Consider the following 21,766-nt stretch of genomic DNA (forward strand, 5'->3'; position numbering starts at 1 on the left):
GCCTGATCCTTGCGGGCACCCTCACCCTTCCCGCGCATGGCGCGGGCCCCTTCCCTCTCCCGGGGCGGGAGAGGGGTATTCATCTGCGATTGTTGCCGCCTCCAACAGCGCCCGCGCGATGCGCACGGCGCCCTGGCCATCGACAATCCCGGCGAGCTTGCCCGCCATGACCCGCCGCCGCGCCGGATCGGCCCAGAGGTCAAGTGCCATGGCCGCGATCCGCTCAGCCGCGCCATCCGTCTGCCCCGCCACCAGGGCGCACCAACCCAGAGCCTCCGACTGGCGGGCGGCTTCCAACTGGTTGTCGGCGATGGTGACGAGGACGGCGGGCGTGCCGACGGCGGCCAGCTCGCCGGTCGTGGTGCCCGCCGCCGAGACGGCCAGCCCGGCCTGCGCCATCAAATGCCCCATGCGCGGCGTGTCGCGATGCATCCGCACGCTGTCCTTGAAACGCCCTGCCACGGCCTCCACCGCTCCCGCGTCCTGGACCGCGCCGCCGACCGCCACGTCCAGCCGGACACCGGGCGGCAGCTTCGGAGCGAGGCATTCGATCACCGGGGCCGTCAGCCCCAGCGGGTCGGAGCCGCCGAAGGTCACCAGCAGGCTGCGGCGCTCCTCAAGCGGCGGCTTGGGCGCCGCCGCGGCCTCCCGCACCTCCCGCCGCAGCGGGGCGTAGGCGGGGCCGAGCAGCAGCCGGGCGTCCGGATTCCCGATCCTGTAGGGCAATCGCCCGGCATCCGGCGCGGCGTTGACGATCAGCCCGGCGTGAATCGGTTCCCCCGTCCCGACGTCGTCGAAGGCGAGCACCGGCAACCCCGTCTCCGCCAGCCCGGCCCGCCAGCGCTCACCGAAACCATAGCCGTCCAGCACGACGGCGGACACGGCGGCCTCCTCCGCAACGGCGCGGGTCGCGGCGAGATCGGCGGCGCTGCCGGGGTCCGCGCCGATCCGGTAAACGGCGATGCCCGCCGAGCGCAGGCGCTCCTCCAGGGCCGGCGGCAGGCTCGCCGCGGCAAAACTGGCTTCGCCGCCCAGTTCCTGCACCGCTTCGGCCAGCGCAAGGCAGCGCATGACGTGCCCGGCTCCGATGAACGCACCGGCATCGGCGCGGAACAGCACCCTCACGGGTTTGATCTCCGCGCTCAATGCAGGGTCGGCGCGTCCGGCCCGGTGGGCCGCAGCCGCGTGCGGGCGGAGGACAGGCAGAAGGCGTGCCAATACAAAGCGACCAAAGCCCCCGGCAGGCTGTCCAGCTCGTGCCCCGGCAGGGCGGAGATGCCCGCCGCGTGGGCCATGGCGGCGTTGGCGGCGTTCACACTCTGCTGCGCCGCCGGGCCGATCAGCGCCAGGGTTTCCCCCAGCGCGCGGGCGTCGAGGCGCAGGGTCGCCGGGGCGACGGTCATCTGGGCGGCCCCGTCGCGCAGACGGCCGATGGCGATGTAGGCTTCCAGAAGGTCCGGCCGGTCCTCCGGGCGCAGGACGGCGGCGACCACGCGGTTGCCGGTCAGCGGGCCGGTGCCGTCAAACTCGAACACCACGGCGCGTTCCGCCTGCCGGGCCTCGGCCAGGGCGGCGGCGCGCTCCCCGGCGGAGACTCCGGCGAGCCGCATGGCCTCCTCGAACATCTCGGGCCGCCCGCCGCCCTCGGCGTGGACGACCAAAGGCGCGTCCACCGTCGCGGCGATGGCGAGCCGACGGGCCATGATGTTCACCGCCTCCTCCGCCGAGTCGTCCGGAACGGTGCCCTGCAACAGCTCCGCGCCCTTGCGCAGCATCACTTCGGCGAAGCTGATGTCCGGGGCGGTGGCTGGGGTCATGGCGCGGTCTCCATCGAATGAGGTCGGCTGTTGTACGCCAGGGATGGGCGGGCGCTCAATGGCAGCCGCAATCAATGATAACCGAAGGCTCCCGTCACCTTGCCGCGGAAGACCCAGTAACTGTAGGCCGTGTAGAACAGGATCGTCGGAATCAGGAAGGCCATGCCGATCAGCAGGAACACCTGCGTCTCCGGCGGGGCCGCCGCCTGCCACACCGTGATCCCCGGCGGGATCAGCACCGGCCACAGGCTGATGGCCAGCCCCAGATAGGACAGGGCGAACAGCCCCATCGCGAAGACGAAGGGCAGCACCTCCCGCCCCTCGTCCAGCGCGCGCCACAGGCCGAAGGCCAGGAAGCCCAGCATCAGCGGCACCGGCGACAGCAGCAGGATGTTGGGGACCGAGAACCAGCGCGCGGCGATGTCCGCATCCAGGAAGGGCGTCCACAGGCTGACCACGGCGACCATCACCAGCACGAGGATCAGCAGCCGGCGCGCCACGCGGAAGCACCAGTCCTGCAGGATGCCGATGGTCCGCCAGATCAGCCATGTGCTTCCCAGCAGCGCGTAGCCGGCGATCAGCGCCAACCCGCAGAACAAGCTGAAGGGGGTCAGCCAATCCAGCATGGTCCCGGCGAAGTTCCGCCCCTCCACCTTGATCCCCTGGATGAAGGAGCCCAGAACCACCCCCTGTGCGAAGGTGGCGAGCAGCGATCCCATGAAGAACGCCTTGTTCCAAAGATGGCGGCTGCTCCGCGCCTTGAACCGGAACTCGAAAGCCACGCCGCGGAAGATCAGCGCGATCAGCATCAGCAGCAGCGGCAGGTACATGGCCGGAAGAACGATGGCGTAGGCGATGGGAAAGGCCGCGAACAGCCCCGCCCCGCCCAGGATCAGCCACGTCTCGTTGAAGTCCCAGATCGGCGCCACGGAACTCATCATGACATCCCGCGCCTCCTCGCTGGGAGCGAAGGGGTAGAGGATGCCGATTCCCAGGTCGAAGCCGTCCATCAGCACATACATGAACACCGCGAAGCCGACGATGGCGACCCAGGCGAGGGTGAGCAGACTGCCTTCCATGGATGTCACTCCGCGGGTTCGATGGATTCGCCGGGCACCGACATGGGCCGCTTCGGCTGGTGGCCCTGCGCAACCACCGGGATTTCCAGATCCTCGTCCAGAAGCGGCGCCGGGCCGATGGTCAGCAGCCGGAACAGGTAGTAGGTCCCCGCCCCGTAGATGACCGTGTAGACCACGACGAAGACGAGCAGCGATGTCAGCGCCGCCTCGCCGGTCAGGGCCGGCGTGACCGCGTCCGCCGTGCGGATCAGACCCTGGACCACCCAGGGCTGGCGTCCGATTTCCGTGGTGAACCAACCGGCCAGGATGGCGACGAAGCCCATCGGCATGCAGGCGATCAGCACCCTGTGGAACCAGTTCGGGCTGTAGAGCCTGCCCCGCACCCGCTGCACCAGATGGATCAGCGCCACCGTCAGCATGACCATGCCGATCGCCACCATGATTCGGAAGGTCCAGAACAGGATTTCCGGATTGGGGCGCTCGTCGACGGGGAATTGCTTCAGGCCGGGAACCACGCCGTCCCACTCGTGCGTCAGGATCAGGCTGGACAATGCAGGGATGGCGATTTCCGCGTGGTTGGTCTCGGCCTCGTTGTCGGGGATGGCGAACAGGATCAGCGGCGCCCGCGCCCCACCTTCCCAATGGCCCTCCATGGCGGCGATCTTGGCCGGCTGGTGCTCCAGCGTGTTCAGCCCGTGCAGGTCGCCGAGGAAGATCTGCAAAGGCGCCAGGACGGTGATGAGCGCCAGCGACATGCTGAGCCCCACCCGCGCGTGCTCCAGAAAGCGGTTGCGGAGCAGATAGAAGGCGCTGATGCCCGCCACCACGAACCCGGTGGTCAGGAACATCGCCGTCAGCATGTGGGCCAGCCGGTAGGGGAAGGAGGGGTTGAACACCACCGCCCACCAGTCGGTGACGAAGAACCGCCCGTCCCGCAGTTCCGCCCCCGCCGGGGTGTGCATCCAACTGTTCGCCGACAAAATCCAGAAGGAGGACAGCACCGTCCCGAACGCCACCAGAACCGCCGCCATGAAATGGATGCCCCGCGGCACGCGGTCCCGCCCGAACAGCAGGATGCCGAGGAAGGCGGCCTCCAGGAAGAAGGCGGTCACCACCTCGTACTGGATCAGCGGACCCAGCACATTGCCCACGATGTCGGACCAGCGGCTCCAGTTCGTGCCGAACTGGTAGGTCATGACGATGCCGGACACCACGCCCATACCGAAGGAGATGGCGAAGATCCGCGTCCAGAATTCCGACAGGCTGCGGTACAGCGCCCTGCCGGTCATCAGCCACCGCGCTTCCAGAACCGCGATCCAGCAGGCCAGCCCGACCGTGAAGGAGGGAAAAAGAATGTGAAAGGAAATGACGAAGGCGAACTGTATTCGCGACAGAAGCAGCGGATCGAGGTCCATGGCCGCGGTCCTCCGTTGGCGGTCACCCGGGCCGGACTGGACCGACCCGACCCGACCCCCAACGCAGGCCGTTCCGGGGAGTTCCCATTTTCCGGCTGCGGATACTTTCTTTCCCCCACCCCCTTGAACCGCGCCCGCGGTCGCTTATTTCTAAGCTCTTGCCGACATCCGCACATTTACGGCCGGCCCTGGGCCACAGCCGATCCCACCCCGCTCCGATGGCCCCGCCGGCCAGCCGGGCCGGGGCTCATCGGCCCTTTGCAGGGTGTTTCCCGAGGATGCCGGAATCAGGAGAAGCTCTTTGACGGAACTGGCAGTTTCTGGCGAACCCCTCACCCTCTTTCTGAAAGAATCCCGCAAGTACGACTACCTCACCCCCGATCAGGAACGCGACCTCGCCATCCGCTGGCGGGAGCGGCAGGACCGCCGCGCCCTGGACAAGCTGATCGGCAGTCACCTGCGGCTGGTTTTCAAGATGGCCCGCGGCTATCAGGGCTACGGGCTGCCGCTGTCGGACCTGATCGCCGAAGGCAACGTCGGCGTCATGCAGGCGGCGCAGAAGTTCGACCCCGACAAGGGCTTCCGCTTCGCCACCTACGCCTCCTGGTGGATCAGGGCGGCGATCCAGGAATATGTGCTGCACAACTGGTCGCTGGTGAAGATCGGCACCACCGCGGCCCAGAAGAAGCTGTTCTTCAGCCTGCGCCGCCTGAAGGCCCAGTTGCACGACGCCGAGAACGGCACCACCCTTGGCGGCGACCTGTCGCCGGAGGCGGTGGAGAGCATCGCGACGGAGCTGGACGTTTCCAAGGCCGACGTGATCGAGATGAACCGTCGGCTGGGCACCGACCGTTCGCTGAACGCCACCCTGGCCGAGGATGGCGACAGTGAATGGCTGGACCTGTTGGCCGACGAGCGTCCCGACCAGGAAACCGTCCTGGCCGGTGCGGAGGAGCGCAAGCGCCGCCAGCAGTTCCTGAAGCTGGGGCTGGGTGTGCTGGACGACCGCGAGCGCCAGATCCTGGTGGCCCGCCGCCTGCGCGAGGAACCGCTGACGCTGGAGGAGTTGAGCCAGCACTTCCGCGTCTCGCGCGAACGCGTGCGCCAGCTTGAGGTGCGCGCCTTCGAAAAGGTCCAGAAGGCCGTGATGGCCCAGGCCCGGCAGATTCCGGGAACCTCGGGCAAGGCGCTGCTGCCGATGTGAGGAAAAACCCTCTCCCGGGGCGGGAGAGGGTTGATTTCTAAGGCGTGGCGAAGCGGGGCGGTTCCGGCAGCACGGAAGACCGCCGCCGCACCCCGCGCAGCGCCTGATCCACGGCGGCGATCTGATCCTCGACCGAAATCAGAACCTGCGATGTCACCTCCAGCGACCGGTCCTCGTAGACCCAGCCATCCGGATGACGGTCGGCCCAGGCGGCGACCGTCCGGTCGCGCTCCTGCAGCAGGCTGTGGATCTGGGGCCGGAACAGCCGCACCATCGCGCTGATCCAGCGGTTCGCCGGCCAGGACGGGCGGGCGTGATCGACGGTGAAGCCGTCGAGCATGCGGATCACGTCCTCCGCCGCGTACCACGTCTCCCCCGTCACCCAGCGGTTCGTCGTGAACAGGCGCACCGGCTGGCCCGCCACGTCCATGGCGATCCCCACCAGATGGGACAGGGCGTCGTTGGGGTTGTCCGGCTCCTCGTAATCCCTCAGCGGAACCGGCGCCATTCCCGGCGGCATGCCCAGCGGGCGCAGGAAGGTATGGAAATGCCCGTGCTCGCCGTCCGGGCGCTCGTCCTCGGGGTGGCAGTGGTAGTAGTACTGGGCGTGGTATTCGGCGTCGTAGACGTCGCCCGGCGGGTAGTGCCGCCATTCGTAGAGCGTGCCGTGCCCGCGCAGAAGCTCCCCCACGACCGTGTCGCCGGTCTTGGCGAGCACGCGCTGGCACAGCCGGACCTCCCGCGCGGCCTCGGACATCGCCTGCAATTCGTCGCGCGAAAGCTCCGAAAGCTCCATCATCGGATGCTCTGCCCCGTTGCCCCTGCCGGTCCTTGATCCCTATTACGTATGAGGCTTTGACCGCATGGCAAGCGCTTTCCTCAGCCGGAACGGCCCGCACCGGACCGGAACACGGCGTTGCCGCGGACCAGCGTCCAGTCCACCAGCGCGCCCTGCACCTGCCCCAGCGCCGTGTTGAAGGCGGCGATCACGTCGGTGAAGTCGGACCCGCGCACCGGAACCACGGCGTCGAAGGTCTCGCTCGCCTCGATGGCCCGGCTGGGCATGGCGACCAGCTTGGCGGACAGCCGCACCCGCACCTGATCCGGCACGGCCTCGTTGTTCCCGGTGAACTCCGCCTGGAAATCGCGCAGTTCCGTCTTCAGAACGAAGTCGGAGCGCAGGCCCGCGGAATCCCGCCCGACCGAGACGATCCGCCGGCTGTCCTCGAAGGACTGGACGATCAGCCCCTGCACCATGGCCGGCGCCCGGTCGGCCCAGGACACCCCGGCGAAATAGTCGAGCGCGGTGGCGGAGCGGGTGACCGCGATGCGCGGCGTGTCGATCCCGGCGCTGGCCGCCGGAGGCTCCACCAGCAATTGCCAGGTCACGCGCGGCAGTCCGGATTCCGCCACCCTTCCCGGGGTCAGCGTGTAGAGGCTGGGTGCGGTGGGGTTCAGCGCCGCGCAGGCGGTCAATCCGCTCAGGCCGAGCGCCAGCAGCGCCGCTCCTGTCGTCGTCTTCCAACGGCTTCTCATCGTCCACGCACCTCCACGCCCTGGCGGGTTCCGCCGAACAGGAAGTTCGACGGGTCGTTCTCGATCCGCGTGACGACGCGGGACAATTGCCCCGACAGGTCGCGCAACTGCGAGATCAGCAAGGTCAGGTCATACAGCCCGGTGCCGGTGAAGTCGCGCAGCGGGCCGCGGTTCTCCCCGATCATGGTGTTGAGCTGGTTGGCGGTCTTGTTCAGCGATCCGGCCAGCGTGTGCAGGTCGCCCGTCAGGGTCTTGGTGCCGCTTTCCACCGCGGCCAGCGTGCGCTGCGCCTGCTCCATGGTTTCGCCGAGTTGCGGCCCGACCGTCTCGAACCCCTGGAGCGTCCGGTTGGCCTGGGCGAGCGTGCCATCCAGCCCCTGGCTGGCGCTGGCCAGTTCGGCGGTCAGCGTGCGGGTGTTGGCCAGGATCTCCGCGATGGCTGCCTGGTTCTGCGGGGTCAGCAGGTCCGCCACCCGGTTGGTCAGGTCCAGCGTGCGGTTCAGGAGTTGCGGGGCGGCGTCCACGAACACCGTCAGGGAGGAGGGGCGCGAGGGGATGACCGGGATGCCGCCGTCATGCGCCGTGCGCAGAAGCTCGCTCATCTCCGTGCCGCCGGAAATCTGGACATAGGCGCCGCCGGTGATTCCCTGCACCTCCAGCGAGGCGATGGAGTCGGTCTTGATCGGCGTGCCTTCCTGCACCTCGATCCGCACGCGCACGCGGCTGACGTCGTTGGGGTCCAGGCGGATGTCGGTCGCCGTTCCCACGGGGATGCCGCGGTAGCGGACCGGGCTGCCCTCCTGAAGGCCGGTCACCGAGCCCGTGAAGTAGATGTAATAGGGCTGGCGCGTCTCCTCCAACTGGATCTTGGCGACCCAGACGGTGAAGACGAACAGTCCGGCCAGCAAGGCCAACACGAAGCTGCCCACGAGGATGTAGCTGGTGCGGGTTTCCATGGCGTCCGGTCAGCTTTCTGCATGGCGCGCGGCGCGGCCGCGCGGTCCGTGGAAATAGTCGTGAATCCAGGGATGCGGGTCCCGGAGATGCTCCTCCAGCGTGCCGACTTTGATCTTCTTGTCCACCAGGACGGCGATGCGGTCGCAGATGGATGTCAGGCTGTCCAGATCGTGGGTGACCATGAAGACGGTCAACCCCAGGCTGCGCTGAAGGTTGCGGATCAACTGGTCGAAGGCGGCGGCGCCGATGGGGTCCAGACCGGCGGTCGGTTCGTCCAGGAACAGGATGTCGGGGTCGAGCGCCAGCGCGCGGGCGAGCCCGGCGCGCTTGATCATGCCGCCCGACAACTCCGACGGGAACTTCGCCCCGGCGTTGGGCGGCAGGCCGGACATGGCGATCTTCACCCGCGCGATCTCCGCCGCCAGCGCCGCGGACAGGTCGGTGTGCTCCCGCAGCGGCACCATGACGTTCTGCGCCACGGTCATGGAGCTGAACAGCGCGCCGTTCTGGAACAGCACGCCGGTGCGCGCCTGGAGCGCCACCCGCTCCGCCTCCGGAAGATCGGCGGTGTCGCGGCCCAGAAGCTCGATCCGGCCATCGGCGGGGCGGATCAGGCCCAGAATCTCCTTCAGCAGGACCGACTTGCCGGTGCCGGACCCGCCGACCACGCCCAGCACCTCCCCCCGCCGCACGTCGAGATCGAGACCGTCATGGACCACCTGCGGGCCGAAGCGCGTGACCAGCCCGCGCACGCGGATCACCGCGTCCTGCGCATCCGTCGAAATGTCGTCAAATGGCGCCACGGCCCCTCACAGCCTGAGGAAGGAGAACAGGACGGAGAACACCGCGTCCAGCACGATCACCAGGAAGATGGACTCCACGACCGATTTCGTCGTGAGCGTGCCCACGCTCTCGGCGCTGCCGGAGACCTTCAGCCCCTCGTAGCAGCCGACCAGGGCGATCACCAGCGCGAAGACCGGCGCCTTCACCAGCCCGACCAGGAAATGCGGCAGGGTGACGGCGCCGTGAAGCTGCCGGATGAACTGCCCGAAGGTGATGTCCAGCGTCGCGTAGCTCATCACGGCACCGCCGAACAGCCCCATGATGTCGGCGTAGAAGGCCAGCAACGGCAGGGTGATCATCAGGGCCAGTGCGCGCGGCACCACCAGAAGCTCCACCACGTCCAGACCCAGCGTGCTGATGGCGTCCACCTCCTGGTTCACCTTCATGGTGCCGATCTGCGCCGTGAAGGCGGAGCCGGAGCGCCCCGCCACGATGATGGCGGTCATCAGGATGCCGATCTCGCGCAGGATGGACACGCCCAGCAGGTTGACCACGAACAGCTCCGCCCCGAAGCGCCGGAGCTGGTCCGCCCCCTGGAAGGCCAGCACCACGCCGATCAGGAAGGACAGCAGCCCCAGGATCGGCAGGGCGTTCAGACCCGTCTGCTCGATGTGGAACATCACCGCGCGGAAGCGCAGCCGCCGCGGGTTCAGCAGAAGCCGCCCGAAGGTGATGGTGATGAGGCCGAGGAAGGACAGAAGGTCCCGTCCCTCGCGCAAGCCCTCCACGGCGGTGCGCCCGGTGCGCTCCAGCATGTCGAGGATGGGATGGGGCTTTTCCTCCCGCTCCACCGGCGCTGGGCCGACCTCGCGCACGGCGTCGAACAGGGCCGCGTGCTCGGGTCGGACGGCGGCCAGATCGACCGCGTGGCCCGCCGCCTTCAGCCGGTCGGACAGGGCGGACAGCAGATAGGCGCCCACCGTGTCCATGGCGTCCAGCCGCGACAGGTCGAGGCTGACCGCGCCGTCCCCGTCCAGGGCGCCCCCGTCCAGAGTGAAGCGGTCCAGAGCGCCCGACAGGGAGCCGGCGGCCTTCAGGTCCCAGTGTCCCAGGGCCGTCAGCCTCCATTCCCCGTCGCCGGCGCGCGACGATTCCAACCACGCCCTTTCGCGCGCCATGCCCCGTCCTGCCCTTCCCATACCGTTCCGCCTTGCGGCGATGTTCGTGCTTGTTCAGAGGAACTTGGCCGCAAGCCACCCCGATGGTCAACCTCAAGCCAGGGAAAATCAGCCGCACAACGGTGGTTTGCCGCCCGGGTGGTTTGCACCCGGCCAGCCGGCCCGATAGTATGGCGCCGCCGTTGCACAGGAACCTTTTCACCATGCCGAACGCCATCGATCTGAAGAACCACATCCGCGGCATCGCCGACTTCCCCAAGCCCGGCATCCTCTTCTACGACATCTCCCCCCTGCTGGCTCACGCCGAGGCGTGGAAGGAAGCGGTGGACCAGTTGGCCGAGGCGCTGCGCCCGCACAAGCCCGACCTTCTGGTGGGCATCGAGTCCCGCGGCTTCCTGATCGCCGCGCCGCTGGCCCTGGCGCTCGGCACCGGCTTCATCATGGTGCGCAAGCACGGCAAGCTGCCGGGCGACAAGGTGGCCCACTCCTACGACCTGGAATATGGCACCGACACGATCGAGGTTCAGGCCGACGCCGTGAAGCCCGGCCAGCGCGTGGTGGTCCTGGACGACCTGCTGGCGACCGGCGGCACCATGGTCGCGGCGATCAACCTGTTGCGCCGCGTCGGCGCCGACGTCCGCGCCGCCGCCTTCCTCGTGGAACTGACCTTCCTCAACGGCCGGGACAAGCTGGACGTGCCCAGCGTCTCGCTGATGGCGTACGATTCGTAAAGAGCGCCTTTTGAAAGGGCGAATGCCCATCATTTGAGCTTCCCTCTCCCGCCCCGGGAGAGGGTGGCGCCGCAGGCGCCGGGTGAGGGTCGATCGAGGATCATACGCTGATCCTTGCCGGCACCCTCACCCTTCCCGCGCTTTGCGCGGGCCCCTTCCCTCTCCCGGGGCGGGAGAGGGAAATGCCGGAAGCTTCCGCACGGCGTGGCATAGGGTTTGCGTGAGTCTCCGGTCACTGTTGCTCGGCACGGTGTTCCATGACCCATATGGCCCCGGTGATTCTCGAACAGGCGCCCCTTCTGTCCGTCCGGCCTCCCGAAACCGTGTCCATGCGGACGCGCGACGGCTTGCGGCTGGATGCGGACGTGTACCGTCCCGATGCGGTCGGTCCCTGGCCCGTCCTGCTGCTGCGGCTCGCCTGCGGGCGGCGCACGGCGATGACCAGCCATTACGCGCACCCGCGCTGGTACGCGGCCCGCGGCTATGTGGTCGTGGTGCAGGACGTGCGCGGGCGCGGCACGTCGGAAGGCCGTTTCCGTCCCTTCGAGGCGGAGCGGGAGGACGGTGCCGACGCGGTGGCCTGGGCAGCCTCCCTGCCCGGCTCCAACGGCACGGTCGGTATGTACGGCAGCGGCTACGCCGGGATGGCGCAGCTTCTGGCTTTGGCCGAGCGACCCGCCGCGCTGCGCGCCGTGGTTCCGGCGCTGGCCGGATGGGACGTCTTCACCGACTGGGCGACGGAGGGCGGCGCGTTCCGGCTGGCCGACGCCATGGGCTGGGCTCTGCACTGCGCGGCGGAGTCCGCCCGCCGGTTGGAGGATGGTGCGGCCTACCGCGCGCTTCTGGAGGCGACGCGCGTCCTGCCTCTGGACGACGAGATTCCCTCGCGCCCGCGGGTGCTGCGCGACTACGCCCGCCATTGCCATTACGACGACTGGCTGACCACGCCCGGTCCGGGCGGAAGCTGGGACGACCTGTCGCCGCGCCGCGCCCTGTCAGGCGGCGCGGGGGACGTCGCGGTCCTTCATATCGGCGGCTGGTACGACCCGCGCCTGACCGGCACGCTGGAGGCCCACGAGGCCCTGTCCGGCGACGGCGGCACCGTCCGCCTGCTGGTCGGCCCCTGGGACCGTCATGGCGCGGTGGCCCCTGCGGGGACTTTGTTGGGGACGGGCGGCCCGGCACCGTACGACGTTCCCTCCTTCGATGCCCTGCAGCTCGGCTGGTTCGAGCGCTTTTTGAAGGGGGAGATGAACGGGGCGGAGCGTGGCGGCCCGATTCGGCTGTTCGACGTTCTGGAACATCGCTGGCGCGACCTGCCGGCCCTGCCGCCCCCGGCGCATCCCCTGCATCTGTCCAGCGACGGCCTCGCCAAGCGGCGTGGCGGCGGCAGCCTGCGCGACGGCGCGCCGGAGGAGGAGTTCCTCGACGTTCTGGTCCATGACCCGCGCAACCCTGTTCCCACGGTGGGAGGTCACGCCGTGCCGGATGCCGGCCCCCGCGATCGCGCCGCCGTTGACGCCCGCCCCGACGTGGCGGTCTACGACACGGCTCCGCTCACGGCGCCGCTGACGCTGTCCGGACCGGCCGTCTTGGAGGTCTGGGTGGAGGCGGATGCCCCATCCTTCGACATCAGCGCCGTCCTGTCCGCCGTTCTGCCGGACGGGCGCGTCCTGCCGCTGACCCAGGGCCATGCGCGGGTGGAGCCGGGCGGCGAGCAACGTCCCCTGCCTGTGGCCTTGCGCGCCCTCTGCGCGACGCTGCCCACCGGAAGCGCGCTTCGGCTCAGCCTCGCCGGGTCCTGTTTCCCGGCCTATCCCATCAATCCGGGAACGGGGGCGGAGCCGGGCGAGACCCGGCTGGTGGACGCGCAGCCGATCACCTTGCTGATCCACGGCGGCGGCGCCCGCCCGTCGCGCCTTCTGCTGCCGGGCGGAGGCTGATCCCGGCCCCGCTCACGGGCGGATGACGTAGCCTTCGTCGTGGTCGCCGTCATGGCCGTGCTCGTCCTCGTCCGCATGCTCGAAATCGCGGACGGCGCGGGCGGTGCTGCGCAGGCACAGGTTCAGGCTGCGGTCGAGCAGGCGCATCATCAGGTCGCGGAAGGGCGTCTTGTCGCCCAGCGACCAGGCGCGCTCCACCATCGCGGCGTACATGTCGCGGTCCTCCTCCGTCACCACCACCGGCGGGAAGCCGGCGCGGTTCAGGATCAGATTGCACAGCAACAGCGCGGTCGCGGCGTTGCCCTGGAAGAAGGGCCGGACGCTCATCAGCCGGTGATGCGCCTCGAAGGCGGCCTCCGGCCCCGGCTCCGTCCGGCGCAGCCAGCCCGACAGGGCCGACATGGACACCCGCACCTTGGCCGGGTCGGGCGAGGCGCCGGCATCGTCCTTCAGCGCGCCCTCGCGGTAGCGCCCGGCGTTCGTGTCGATCCCCTGGTAGAGCACGCCGTGGAAGGCCGCGATGGTGCGCTCCGTCACCACGCCGCCGCCCTGGAAGGATAGGCGGGCCATCAGTTCCAGCGCCGCGCGGTGGTTGAGCACGAGGCGCTGCGGCTCCGCCGGGCGGCTGCGCAGCACCGTGCCGCGGTCCAGCACCATGCGCACGTCCTCCGGCGACAGGTCCGCCCCTTCGACCATGAGGCAGGCGCCGGTCAGGCCGCGTTCGAAGCGGTCCGCCAGATCACGGACCACCGTCATCGGCAGGGGACGGGCGTCGTCCAGAACCCGCTTTTTTTCCAGAATATCGTCCAGCAGCGCCATTGTCCCGAACTCCGCAGATCCCTTGCATTTTCATAATGCCTGTACGGCGCGCGGGAAAGCACATCCTTGCCCGGTCCGCAAGCTCAGCGTGGTGCACTGCAACCTATGGCCTGCGGTTTTTTGCCGCTTGTGCCTCCAGGGTTGCCGGTTTTAACATCGCAATACAAGATTTCCGCGCCCGTTATATTCGCGTGATCCGGCCCTCTGGAAGGATTGATCCGATGCAACATGTTGCCTGGGATAAATCGATGAGCGTCGGCGTCGAAGTTCTCGACGACGACCACAGGAAATTGCTCGACATGTTCAACGGGCTTCTGGAGGCCGGAATCGCGGAGAAGGACCGCGCCAGCCTGTCCGGTCTGCTGGGGGGCTTGCGGGAATACACAACCGTGCATTTCGCGCGGGAGGAAGCGCTGATGGAGCAGCAGGGCTATCCCGCCCTCGACGCCCACCGGGCCGCGCACCGCTATTTCATCGACGAAGTGCAGAAGCTGTGCCTCGACGACGACGACAGCAACGAGATGATGCTGCGCATCGACCTGATCCTGCTTCTGAAGGAATGGTTCATCGAGCACATCCAGTCGGTGGACAAGCAATACAGCCCCTTCATGGCGGAAGACGGCGGCGCGACCGCACACTGAGCGGGCGCGCGGAAGCCCCCACCCCACCGGGGCGAGGGCCGTTGCGCCGTTCCCCTCAATAAGCCATCGAGCCGCTTTGCTGGCGAACGCGCAGGTTGTTCTGGACGTGGCGGACGCCGGAAACGGATTCAGCCAGATCTTCGGCGCGGCGCTTCGCCTTGCGGTGGTCCACCGTGCCGTCCAGGGTGACCTCCCCACCGGCCACGGAGACCGTGATGTCGGTGGCGTCGACATAGGGGTCTTCGGTCAGCCGGTCGTTGAGGTCGTCACGGATTCGGTCGTCCGACCGGGTGTAGCCCCGCGGGCCGCGGCCCCGGTGCCGGGCGCGCATTTCATCGTCCTCCCGGCGGCGTTCGGCGTCGTCGTTGCCGAACCAGGATGCGATCTCGTCGCCCGCCTGCTCCCAGAAGTTGCGCTCGCTCGCCAAGCCGATGGGCTCGTCGCGATGGTGCTCGGCACGCATGCGGTCGCCCTGCAAATGGTCGTTGCCGTGCCGGCCGCGCTCGGCATGGCCCCAGTCGCTCCCCCAACGGCGGCTCGGATCGCGGTCGCCGTAGCCGCCGCTTTCGTAGTCACTTCCGGGATAACCGCCTGCGCCGTAGGCGCCGCGCCCAAAGTCGCCGCGGTCGCGGGCCTCCCGACGCTCGTCCCCGTCCACATTGCGGGTCTCGTCCTTCCAGCGGTTCTCGTGCTGAGCCATCGTGCCAGACTCCCGTTCGCCGTTGCCCGCCGCCCCTCCGGACGGCCCTTTTTCAACAGCACGGCGTCGGGCGGCGTTCCCCATTCGGCGAAGCGCCGGAGACTCCACAGCGTCTGGCATGCGGATTGCTGCACCGCCCGCAGTCATCCACGCACACTCGGCCCCGGTTCCTCTTCGGACCGGGGCCGCTTTTTTTGCCGCGGTCTTGCCTTCCGAACGGAACCGGTGCCCTACTGCGCCGTCCAACCGCCATCCATCGTCAGGCTGGCGCCGGTCATCTGCGCCGCCGAGTCGGAGCACAGGAAGACCGCCAGCCCGCCCAACTGCTCCGGCGTCACGAATTCACCGGAGGGCTGCTTGGCGCCCAGCAGTTCGGCCTTGGCCTGCGGTTCCGGGATGTTCCTGTCGGCGGACAGCGCGTCGATCTGCTTCTGCACCAGCGGGGTCAGCACCCAGCCCGGACAGATGGCGTTGCAGGTGACGCCCGTCCCCGCGGTTTCCAGCGCCACCGCCTTGGTCAGCCCGACGACTCCGTGCTTGGCCGCCACATAGGCCGACTTGTTGACCGAGGCGACCAGCCCATGCGCCGAGGCGACGTTCAGAATGCGCCCCCAGCCCCGCCGCTTCATCTCGGGGAGCGCATGATGAATGCCGTGGAAAACGGCGGAGAGGTTGACGGCGATCACCGCGTCCCAGCGCTCCGCCGGAAACTCCTCGACCGGGGCGACGTGCTGGATGCCGGCGTTGTTCACCAGAATGTCGACCGCGCCGAGGCGGTCCGCGGTCGTCGCGACCAGATCGGCGATTTCCGCGGGCTTGGACAGGTCGGCACCGTGATAGCCGGCGCGCACGCCGAACTCTTCGGCCAGACCGGCGCGCAGCGTTTCGATGGCCGACGCCTCGCCGAATCCGTTCAGCATCACATCCGCCCCGGCCCCGGCCAGAGCCCGCGCGATGCCGAGCCCGATCCCGCTGGTCGAGCCGGTGACGATGGCGGTTTTGCCCTTCAGCATGATCGCTCCGCTCCCCTTCGAAATCCCGTGGCATATCCCTGCACGCGCACCCGCGGGGGATGCATCGGCATTGCCATTTATTGCGGAATCACGAGAAGCAGCGCAAGAATATAATTAGGCGGCGCTGACCCAGCGGCGGATCGGGGTTCGGGACAGGGCTGAATTGCTGTAGGCCGCCCGGTGTGTGACTTCCGCCCCCACCCAGTCGGGAAGCGGAACGAGCTGCTCGGGATGGGACAGTTCGACCTCGGCGATCACCAGACCGGCGTTCTCACCTCCGAACACGTCGATCTCCCAGCAGAGACCGTGATGATGGACGAGATAGCGGGTCTTCTCGATCAGCCCGCTCCGGCAACTGTGACGCAGCAGGTCCAAGGCGAGACCGAGGGGAAGCGGGTGTTCGACCTCCTCCCGGCAAAGGCCGCGCCGGGGTCCCTTCACGGTCAGAGTGGCGTCCGGACCGGCGACCCGGACCCGAACCGTTTCTCCGTCGTCGGAGGGCATGTAGCCCTGGACGATGGAAACGCCGTTTCGGCACAGGGAACGGATGTCCTTCCTGACCAGAAACCGCCGCTCGATCTCAACCGCCATGATACCGGCCTTTCGGCATATCGGACGCCGGTGAGGATATTCGCCCTCATGCTGCGCCGCAATCATGCGTCATACGCATGAAGTCCATTCCTGCTTTGCGGTATTACCATTTGAACCGGTCGTCGGACAAGGGTGCGCAACGTCACCTCCGCGGCTCCGTGGTGGGAGCGGCCACCCGTTCTGGGGTAGGATGCCGCCATGGCACAAGAACTGACACCCTGGCTGATCCTGTTCGCGCTCTACGGCGCGCCCCTGCTGCATGTGATGCTGTCGCGGCGTGGCGGCCCATGGCGTCCCCCGCCCGGCACGCGCTGCCCCTTCGGCCCGCGGGCCGGATGGGTGGTGATGGTGCTGATTCTCGGGCCGGTGGGCTGGCTGATGTTCGTCATGCGGAACGGGCGCCGTTCCCGTCCCGGCCGCGGCACCCGGGCATGATGCCCAAGGGCCGGTGGCGGAACGGGAACGGCGCCCGCGCACCGGCGTCCCGCGATGGACGGCCCGTCAGATGCGGCCCATCAGCAGAAGAACGATCAGGATCAGCAGCAGGACGCCCAGGATACCGCTGGGGCCGTAACCCCAACCGCGGCTGTGCGGCCATGCCGGAACCGCGCCGATTAGAACGAGAATCAAAATGATGAGCAGAATGGTGCCGAGGCTCATGGCGCCCTCCCAAATGTGGAGCTTTCGCTGAACAGAACGCGAGCTTGACCGCCTTGTTCCTGTTCAGCGCCTGTTCTTTGGCGCCCCGGGACCACCGTTCGGGGAAAGGGCGCCCTACCCTTCCGGTTGTTTTCCAGACGCGGATTCTTTCCAGACGCGGATTCTTCTGCCGCCCGCCCGATCACGACGGCGGGCCGGCACGGCGGGACGGGCGCTCCCACACCTTCGCCAGCAGCGCCAGCTTGCTCCGTCCCGGCAGCCGTTCGTCCGACAGGGCCTCCAGGAAATCGGCCAGACGCTTGGACCGCATCACGCTGAAGGCGATCAGCCCGACCGTCGCCAGCAGAACGGCCAGGAAGAACAGAAACCGCACCGGCAGGGGGTCCTCCGCCATGCCGAGCAGGTTCATGCCCAGGAAGCCGGTCACCAGCGTCCCGATGGTGCTGACCACCGTCACCACGGTCAGGCGAAGCACCGTGTTGGCCTGCCGCCGCAACCCGTCGCTGTCCAGATAGTCGGACATGTCCTGAACCTCGTCCCGCACCTCGGCATAGAGGCGGTCGGTGCCCAGATGCCCGGCCCACAGGCGGAACAGGTCGCGCAGCGGCCCCTGGATCGACAGTTCGTGGAACCAGTAGCGGTGGGTGAAGCGCAGGAAGATCTCGAACACCTGCCGGATGTCACGCTTGAACCGCTTGACCGACTCCACATTCCCGATGTCGAGCTGGCTGACCGCCAGCACCAACCGGTCCGACAGCATCACCAGCGCGGCCCGGTGGAAATGCACCACCAGCCCGAGCAGGAAATACTGGTGCCGGAACTGGCCCAGCAGACCGGTCTCCGCGCCGGTGTAGAAGGCGTCGCCCTCCGGCCCCACCATGACCAGCGAATGGCCGCAGCACAGGATGCGGCTGCGCGTCCAGGCGCCCGGCGCCTGCGGGTCCCAATAGCGGTCGTAGCAGTAGCGCCGTTCGAACCCTTCCAGAAAGGCGGGCGCGAATGGCATGGCGTCGCCCGGCCCCGGTGACGTGGCGAAGCCCAGCCGCACCCAGTCCGTTCGCTCCAGCCGTTCCGGCTCGTCCAGCGCGAGATAAGCCATGGCCGGCATCCGCTGATACTCGAGCTGCCGGTAGCGCAGCAGCCCGGTTTCCTCCGAGTGATGATGCACCAGGGGACGCAGAAGGAACGACCAATGGGCGGCGATGCGCGGCGCCCGGTGGCGGCCCACGAAGGACAGATACTCCGCCTTCCGCTCGTAGTCGGAGACGGCGAGCACGGCGCCGTCGGCACCGAGCCATTCCACCCGGTGCGGGCATTGCGCAGCGCTGCCGTCCGGTTCCCAGGCGGGCGGATAGGTGCGGCCCAGCCGGAACAGCGTGTCCTGCACGCGGTCCAGCGGCAGGTCCGCGGCGAACATCTCCACCACGAGGATCGCCACATCCACGTCGTGAAAGAAATGCAGATCGACATGGGCGATCGCGAAGCGCAGCGGTTCCTGCCCCCGCCGCAGGGTCACCGTCAGCGCCGCCACGTCGCGCCGCCGGAAGACGCGGATGGGGGAACCGCCATAGCCGGGCCTCTGGTCGCGCGACTCGCCCTCGCCATAGAGGAAGCGCTGCACATAGGGCAGGAAGGACACGAACTCGCTGTAATGGCGCTCGCTGAACTCGTTGGGGTCCTGGGTGAATTCGTCCGCCACCTCCTGCCAGGGACAGTCCGGACCGCCCAGCCATTCCCAATGGTTCTGGACCTGCGCGCCCGCTTTCAAGGGCATCAACTGCACCGGCCACAGCAGGATTTCGCGGAACCGCCGCACGCGGATCGGGCTCTCGGCCATGGCGCCTCTCTCCCCTTGTCCTTCTTTTCCCACATGGTAGCAGAGACCGGATCGGCGCAGACGCTTCACCAAGGTACGATTGCCGGGGTACGATTGCCGGGCTTTTTCGCCGTCCCCGTCGTTCCTGCCATTAACCAGGACGAAAGCCCGGCCCTGGTAGCGTCCCCCTCTGTTCAGACCACTCGCCGGAGGAGGGAACGTGCCGATGACGCGCCGGATCGGGCTGCTCCTGATGTTGGCCGGGCTGGGGGCCGCAGCCCCGGTTCCGGCCATGGAAGCCCCCTTCTCCGACGTGGTCTGCTCCGGGGAGGGCGCCGGGCAGCGCTGCACCGTGTCCGCCGTCCAGCCCTTCGCCGACAACCGGGGCGGCTTGGCCGAGTTGAGCGTCAGCGCGGTGCGCGACGCCTCCTGCACCACGCTGCACATCGTCTTCGACGAACCCATCGCGGTTGCCCGCCCCGTGACCCTGACGGTGGAAGGAATGCCGCCGCAACGCTTCTACACGCCGCGGCAGCTTTCCGACCTTGCCGGCGCGCTGGACGAGGGACCGCAGCCCGGCGCCGTTCCGGAGGCCGGTCCGCCGGAATTCACCCGCTTCCTGACCCTGGTGGCCGAGGGCGCCATCGCCGAAGACGACTCCGGGCCGGAGATGCTGAAACGCTTCGCCACGATCAAGGAGCCGCGGCGCATCGGCCTGACCTGCGGTCCCATGGAGCGTCTGCTGCCGCTGATGCGTTCGGGCCGGCCTGTGCGGCTGGAGTTCCAGAGGCAGGCGAACAGCGCGACCCAGGTCTATCACTGGCCGCGATTGGACCGGCGGACCGTGGATCTCCACTTGGGGAGCCTTCTGGAGGCGCTCGACCGGGCCATGCCCGGCTCCTGACGGCGCCATCCGGATTAACCACTCCGCCCGCTTGACGACAGCCCGCCTTACCGGCGGAAGTAAGCCCCTGCGGATGAAACGGTGGAGGCGGTCCGGGCAAAGCGGGAGTCCGGCTTGAGAGCGCGCGCCGTCATCCCCATCCTGTCAACGCAGGACCCACCCACCGAGGATGGAGGAGAGCGGAGCGTGTTCGGCTTTGCGCGCAAACTGTGGTCGGACCCGGAACCCGCCGCGAGCCATGTGCCGCGGGGCGTGCGCGTCTACGCGGTGGGCGACATCCACGGGCGCCTCGATCTGCTGGATCAGATGCTGTGGCAGATCGAACGCGACGCGGCCAGCGGTGCCGATCTCGTCAAATATCTGGTCTTCCTGGGCGATTACGTGGACCGCGGTCCGGATTCCGCGATGGTGATCGAACGGCTGTCCGGAACCCCCCTCCCCGGCTTCGGCGCCATCCATCTGCGCGGCAACCACGAAGCCGCGATGCTGGACTTCATCGACAAGCCGGAGGCCGGAGCGGACTGGCTGGAGTATGGCGGGCGGGCGACGCTGGCCAGCTACGGCGTTCCGGCCCCCGCCGAGGATGCTCCGCCGGAGCATGTGGCCGAGGCGCGCCAGCGCTTCGCCGCGGCGCTTCCCGCGCATCACCGGTCCTTCCTGGCGGGGCTGCGTTCCAGCATCGCCATCGGCGACTACCTGTTCGTCCATGCCGGCATCCGCCCCGGCCTGCCGCTGCACCGCCAGCGGGACGAGGATCTGATGTGGATACGCCGGGAATTCCTGACCTCCCATCTGGACCATGGGAAGGTCGTGGTGCACGGTCACACCATCGCCGAGCAGCCGGAAATCCGCTTCAACCGCATCGGCATCGACACCGGCGCCTACGCCTCCAACCGCCTGACCGCCCTGGTGCTGGAGGGCGGGGACCGCCGCTTCCTCTGCACCGTGTGACCTTCTACGGCATGGACTGCCGGCGCCAGTCCTTCAGGAACTCCAGGAAGGCCCGCAGGGATGCCGGGGGCTGGCGGCGCGATGGATAGTAGAGGAAGGGGCCGGGAAAGCTCTGGCTCCACTCCTCCAGAACCGCGACGAGGCGGCCGGCGGCGATGTGGTCCCGCACATACCCGTCGAAGGTCATCAGAAATCCCAGCCCGTCCAGCGCCGCCCGAAGCTGGATGCCGGTATGACCCGCGTGGAAGGGGCCGCCGGGCTGGATTCGCACGATGCGCCCATCCTTCTCGAACTCCCAGGGCGGATGCGCGCCGCTGGCGTAGACGGTGGAGACGGTCGGCTTGCCCAGCAGGTCCTCGGGCCGCTCCGGCACGCCGAAGCGCTCCAGCACGGAGGGCGCCGCGCACAGCACGAAGCGCTGCGGCGGGCCGAGCGGCACCGCGATCATGTCCTGAGCCAGATGTTCCTCATAGCGCACGCCCGCGTCGTAGCCCTGCGCCACGATGTCGATCAGGGCGATGTCCACGGTGATTTCCAGCTCCACGTCCGGGAAGCGCGTCAGGAAGGGCGCGACCATCGGGGCCAGCACCAGATCGACCGCCGGGGCCGGCGCGTTGATGCGCAGCCGCCCCGCCGGGCGTCCCTGCCGCTCCCGCAGGTCCGACAGGGCGCCGGCCACCTCGCCGAGCGCCGGTTCCAGCCGGCGAAGAAGCTGCTCCCCGGCCTCCGTCGGGGCAACGCTGCGGGTCGTGCGGTTCAGCAGGCGGACGCCGAGATGCTCCTCCAGCTCCCGCATCCGCTGGCTGAGGCTGGAGACGGACACCCGCTGCTCCAGCGCGGCGCGGCGGAAGCTGCGGTGGCGGGCGACGGCGGCGAAGGCTTGCAGGTCGCGCAGGTCGGTGTCGTCCATTCCCGGCCCCATTGTTCATGTGGGCGAACAGTCCGTTCGGCATTGTCCAGCTTATCGGATCAATGAAGCCGGGTCATCATCCGGGACAAGGCGGCGCTGAGACGGCGCCGCGAGAGAC

At 68.5% G+C, this 21,766-nt stretch carries 23 protein-coding genes; 7 read left to right on the forward strand and 16 right to left on the reverse strand.

Translation table 11 applies throughout. From position 1 onward, the window contains the following. Positions 1-21 precede the first annotated feature (21 nt). From pseG to DS843_RS01320, 4 genes are all read right to left on the reverse strand, one after another. Positions 22-1,125: a UDP-2,4-diacetamido-2,4,6-trideoxy-beta-L-altropyranose hydrolase gene (gene pseG, locus DS843_RS01305; protein ID WP_149467085.1), complete on the reverse strand. Its 1,104-nt coding sequence runs from the start codon at positions 1,123-1,125 to the stop codon at positions 22-24. Between the two features lie 17 nt (positions 1,126-1,142). After that, positions 1,143-1,817 carry a hypothetical protein gene (locus DS843_RS01310; protein ID WP_149467086.1) on the reverse strand — a complete coding sequence of 225 codons (675 nt, stop codon included), beginning with the start codon at positions 1,815-1,817 and terminating at the stop codon, positions 1,143-1,145. 71 nt (positions 1,818-1,888) lie between these two features. After that, the gene (gene cydB, locus DS843_RS01315) at positions 1,889-2,896 is read right to left on the reverse strand and encodes a cytochrome d ubiquinol oxidase subunit II (RefSeq protein WP_149467087.1); all 1,008 of its coding nucleotides are present in this window, start codon (positions 2,894-2,896) and stop codon (positions 1,889-1,891) included. Positions 2,897-2,901: 5 nt separating this feature from the next. Continuing rightward, a complete protein-coding gene (locus DS843_RS01320; RefSeq protein ID WP_149467088.1) occupies positions 2,902-4,311 on the reverse strand; it encodes a cytochrome ubiquinol oxidase subunit I in 1,410 nt (469 codons plus the stop codon). A gap of 301 nt (positions 4,312-4,612) precedes the next feature. Here DS843_RS01320 and rpoH point away from each other — a divergent pair, with 301 nt between their 5' ends. Continuing rightward, a complete protein-coding gene (gene rpoH, locus DS843_RS01325; protein WP_149467089.1) occupies positions 4,613-5,515 on the forward strand; it encodes an RNA polymerase sigma factor RpoH in 903 nt (300 codons plus the stop codon). Positions 5,516-5,552: 37 nt separating this feature from the next. Here the strand turns inward: rpoH and DS843_RS01330 are convergent, their stop codons facing one another. The 5 genes from DS843_RS01330 to DS843_RS01350 form a co-directional block, all read right to left on the reverse strand. Then, positions 5,553-6,314 (reverse strand): DUF6969 family protein, encoded by a 762-nt coding sequence (locus DS843_RS01330; protein WP_149467090.1) that lies wholly within the window; start codon positions 6,312-6,314, stop codon positions 5,553-5,555. Positions 6,315-6,394: 80 nt separating this feature from the next. Then, positions 6,395-7,051, reverse strand: a complete 657-nt coding sequence (locus DS843_RS01335) for an ABC-type transport auxiliary lipoprotein family protein (RefSeq protein WP_149467091.1) — start codon at positions 7,049-7,051, stop codon at positions 6,395-6,397. Beyond that, on the reverse strand, positions 7,048-8,007 hold the full coding sequence (locus DS843_RS01340; protein ID WP_149467092.1) for an MlaD family protein: 960 nt from the start codon (positions 8,005-8,007) through the stop codon (positions 7,048-7,050). Before DS843_RS01340 ends, DS843_RS01335 begins: the two co-directional genes overlap by 4 nt. A gap of 9 nt (positions 8,008-8,016) precedes the next feature. After that, a complete protein-coding gene (locus DS843_RS01345) occupies positions 8,017-8,811 on the reverse strand; it encodes an ABC transporter ATP-binding protein (RefSeq protein ID WP_149467093.1) in 795 nt (264 codons plus the stop codon). A gap of 6 nt (positions 8,812-8,817) precedes the next feature. Beyond that, on the reverse strand, positions 8,818-9,969 hold the full coding sequence (locus DS843_RS01350) for an MlaE family lipid ABC transporter permease subunit (protein ID WP_286191876.1): 1,152 nt from the start codon (positions 9,967-9,969) through the stop codon (positions 8,818-8,820). Between the two features lie 215 nt (positions 9,970-10,184). Here DS843_RS01350 and DS843_RS01355 point away from each other — a divergent pair, with 215 nt between their 5' ends. Further along, complete coding sequence (locus DS843_RS01355) at positions 10,185-10,700, forward strand: adenine phosphoribosyltransferase (RefSeq protein ID WP_149467311.1); 516 nt, start codon at positions 10,185-10,187, stop codon at positions 10,698-10,700. A gap of 257 nt (positions 10,701-10,957) precedes the next feature. Then, positions 10,958-12,643 (forward strand): CocE/NonD family hydrolase, encoded by a 1,686-nt coding sequence (locus DS843_RS01360; protein ID WP_149467095.1) that lies wholly within the window; start codon positions 10,958-10,960, stop codon positions 12,641-12,643. A 12-nt stretch (positions 12,644-12,655) separates the two neighbouring features. On the opposite strand, the gene DS843_RS01365 is transcribed toward DS843_RS01360, so the two are convergent. Beyond that, the gene (locus DS843_RS01365) at positions 12,656-13,462 is read right to left on the reverse strand and encodes a Fic family protein (RefSeq protein WP_149467096.1); all 807 of its coding nucleotides are present in this window, start codon (positions 13,460-13,462) and stop codon (positions 12,656-12,658) included. Between the two features lie 221 nt (positions 13,463-13,683). On the opposite strand from DS843_RS01365, the gene DS843_RS01370 reads away from it, so the two are divergent. Continuing rightward, positions 13,684-14,103, forward strand: coding sequence for a bacteriohemerythrin (locus DS843_RS01370; RefSeq protein ID WP_149467097.1), 420 nt, complete (start codon positions 13,684-13,686; stop codon positions 14,101-14,103). Between the two features lie 55 nt (positions 14,104-14,158). On the opposite strand, the gene DS843_RS01375 is transcribed toward DS843_RS01370, so the two are convergent. The 3 genes from DS843_RS01375 to DS843_RS01385 all read right to left on the reverse strand — a co-directional run bounded on the left by DS843_RS01375 (position 14,159) and on the right by DS843_RS01385 (position 16,407). Then, positions 14,159-14,803 (reverse strand): BON domain-containing protein, encoded by a 645-nt coding sequence (locus DS843_RS01375; RefSeq protein WP_149467098.1) that lies wholly within the window; start codon positions 14,801-14,803, stop codon positions 14,159-14,161. A gap of 230 nt (positions 14,804-15,033) precedes the next feature. Beyond that, positions 15,034-15,816 (reverse strand): 3-hydroxybutyrate dehydrogenase, encoded by a 783-nt coding sequence (locus DS843_RS01380; RefSeq protein ID WP_149467099.1) that lies wholly within the window; start codon positions 15,814-15,816, stop codon positions 15,034-15,036. A 114-nt stretch (positions 15,817-15,930) separates the two neighbouring features. After that, on the reverse strand, positions 15,931-16,407 hold the full coding sequence (locus DS843_RS01385; protein ID WP_149467100.1) for a CYTH domain-containing protein: 477 nt from the start codon (positions 16,405-16,407) through the stop codon (positions 15,931-15,933). Positions 16,408-16,605: 198 nt separating this feature from the next. Here DS843_RS01385 and DS843_RS01390 point away from each other — a divergent pair, with 198 nt between their 5' ends. Further along, positions 16,606-16,842 (forward strand): hypothetical protein, encoded by a 237-nt coding sequence (locus DS843_RS01390; protein ID WP_149467101.1) that lies wholly within the window; start codon positions 16,606-16,608, stop codon positions 16,840-16,842. A 66-nt stretch (positions 16,843-16,908) separates the two neighbouring features. Here DS843_RS01390 and DS843_RS01395 read toward each other — a convergent pair whose 3' ends face one another. After that, a complete protein-coding gene (locus tag DS843_RS01395) occupies positions 16,909-17,067 on the reverse strand; it encodes a DUF3309 family protein (protein ID WP_149467102.1) in 159 nt (52 codons plus the stop codon). Positions 17,068-17,248: 181 nt separating this feature from the next. Continuing rightward, a complete protein-coding gene (locus DS843_RS01400) occupies positions 17,249-18,904 on the reverse strand; it encodes a CorA family divalent cation transporter (RefSeq protein ID WP_149467103.1) in 1,656 nt (551 codons plus the stop codon). 205 nt (positions 18,905-19,109) lie between these two features. Between DS843_RS01400 and DS843_RS01405 the strand changes: the two genes are divergently transcribed. Both DS843_RS01405 and DS843_RS01410 read left to right on the forward strand, forming a co-directional pair. Further along, positions 19,110-19,787, forward strand: coding sequence for a hypothetical protein (locus DS843_RS01405; protein WP_149467104.1), 678 nt, complete (start codon positions 19,110-19,112; stop codon positions 19,785-19,787). 186 nt (positions 19,788-19,973) lie between these two features. Then, the gene (locus DS843_RS01410; protein ID WP_149467105.1) at positions 19,974-20,738 is read left to right on the forward strand and encodes a metallophosphoesterase family protein; all 765 of its coding nucleotides are present in this window, start codon (positions 19,974-19,976) and stop codon (positions 20,736-20,738) included. Between the two features lie 4 nt (positions 20,739-20,742). Here DS843_RS01410 and DS843_RS01415 read toward each other — a convergent pair whose 3' ends face one another. Then, positions 20,743-21,648, reverse strand: coding sequence for a LysR family transcriptional regulator (locus tag DS843_RS01415; protein ID WP_149467106.1), 906 nt, complete (start codon positions 21,646-21,648; stop codon positions 20,743-20,745). Positions 21,649-21,766 lie beyond the last annotated feature (118 nt).

The sequence above is a fragment of the Roseomonas genomospecies 6 genome, from assembly GCF_008365375.1.
GTDB lineage: Bacteria > Pseudomonadota > Alphaproteobacteria > Azospirillales > Azospirillaceae > Azospirillum.

Bases quoted from the DNA above. Each gene is read 5' to 3' on its own strand.
- DS843_RS01310 (WP_149467086.1), bottom strand. From the start codon at position 1,817: ATGACCCCAGCCACCGCCCCGGACATCAGCTTCGCCGAAGTGATGCTG.
- DS843_RS01400 (WP_149467103.1), bottom strand. From the start codon at position 18,904: ATGGCCGAGAGCCCGATCCGCGTGCGGCGGTTCCGCGAAATCCTGCTG.
- DS843_RS01405 (WP_149467104.1), top strand. From the start codon at position 19,110: ATGACGCGCCGGATCGGGCTGCTCCTGATGTTGGCCGGGCTGGGGGCC.
- DS843_RS01350 (WP_286191876.1), bottom strand. From the start codon at position 9,969: ATGGCGCGCGAAAGGGCGTGGTTGGAATCGTCGCGCGCCGGCGACGGG.
- DS843_RS01330 (WP_149467090.1), bottom strand. From the start codon at position 6,314: ATGATGGAGCTTTCGGAGCTTTCGCGCGACGAATTGCAGGCGATGTCC.
- DS843_RS01390 (WP_149467101.1), top strand. From the start codon at position 16,606: ATGGCACAAGAACTGACACCCTGGCTGATCCTGTTCGCGCTCTACGGC.
- DS843_RS01360 (WP_149467095.1), top strand. From the start codon at position 10,958: ATGACCCATATGGCCCCGGTGATTCTCGAACAGGCGCCCCTTCTGTCC.
- DS843_RS01375 (WP_149467098.1), bottom strand. From the start codon at position 14,803: ATGGCTCAGCACGAGAACCGCTGGAAGGACGAGACCCGCAATGTGGAC.
- DS843_RS01370 (WP_149467097.1), top strand. From the start codon at position 13,684: ATGCAACATGTTGCCTGGGATAAATCGATGAGCGTCGGCGTCGAAGTT.
- DS843_RS01340 (WP_149467092.1), bottom strand. From the start codon at position 8,007: ATGGAAACCCGCACCAGCTACATCCTCGTGGGCAGCTTCGTGTTGGCC.
- DS843_RS01395 (WP_149467102.1), bottom strand. From the start codon at position 17,067: ATGAGCCTCGGCACCATTCTGCTCATCATTTTGATTCTCGTTCTAATC.
- DS843_RS01385 (WP_149467100.1), bottom strand. From the start codon at position 16,407: ATGGCGGTTGAGATCGAGCGGCGGTTTCTGGTCAGGAAGGACATCCGT.
- DS843_RS01335 (WP_149467091.1), bottom strand. From the start codon at position 7,051: ATGAGAAGCCGTTGGAAGACGACGACAGGAGCGGCGCTGCTGGCGCTC.
- cydB (WP_149467087.1), bottom strand. From the start codon at position 2,896: ATGGAAGGCAGTCTGCTCACCCTCGCCTGGGTCGCCATCGTCGGCTTC.
- DS843_RS01415 (WP_149467106.1), bottom strand. From the start codon at position 21,648: ATGGACGACACCGACCTGCGCGACCTGCAAGCCTTCGCCGCCGTCGCC.
- DS843_RS01380 (WP_149467099.1), bottom strand. From the start codon at position 15,816: ATGCTGAAGGGCAAAACCGCCATCGTCACCGGCTCGACCAGCGGGATC.
- DS843_RS01365 (WP_149467096.1), bottom strand. From the start codon at position 13,462: ATGGCGCTGCTGGACGATATTCTGGAAAAAAAGCGGGTTCTGGACGAC.
- DS843_RS01320 (WP_149467088.1), bottom strand. From the start codon at position 4,311: ATGGACCTCGATCCGCTGCTTCTGTCGCGAATACAGTTCGCCTTCGTC.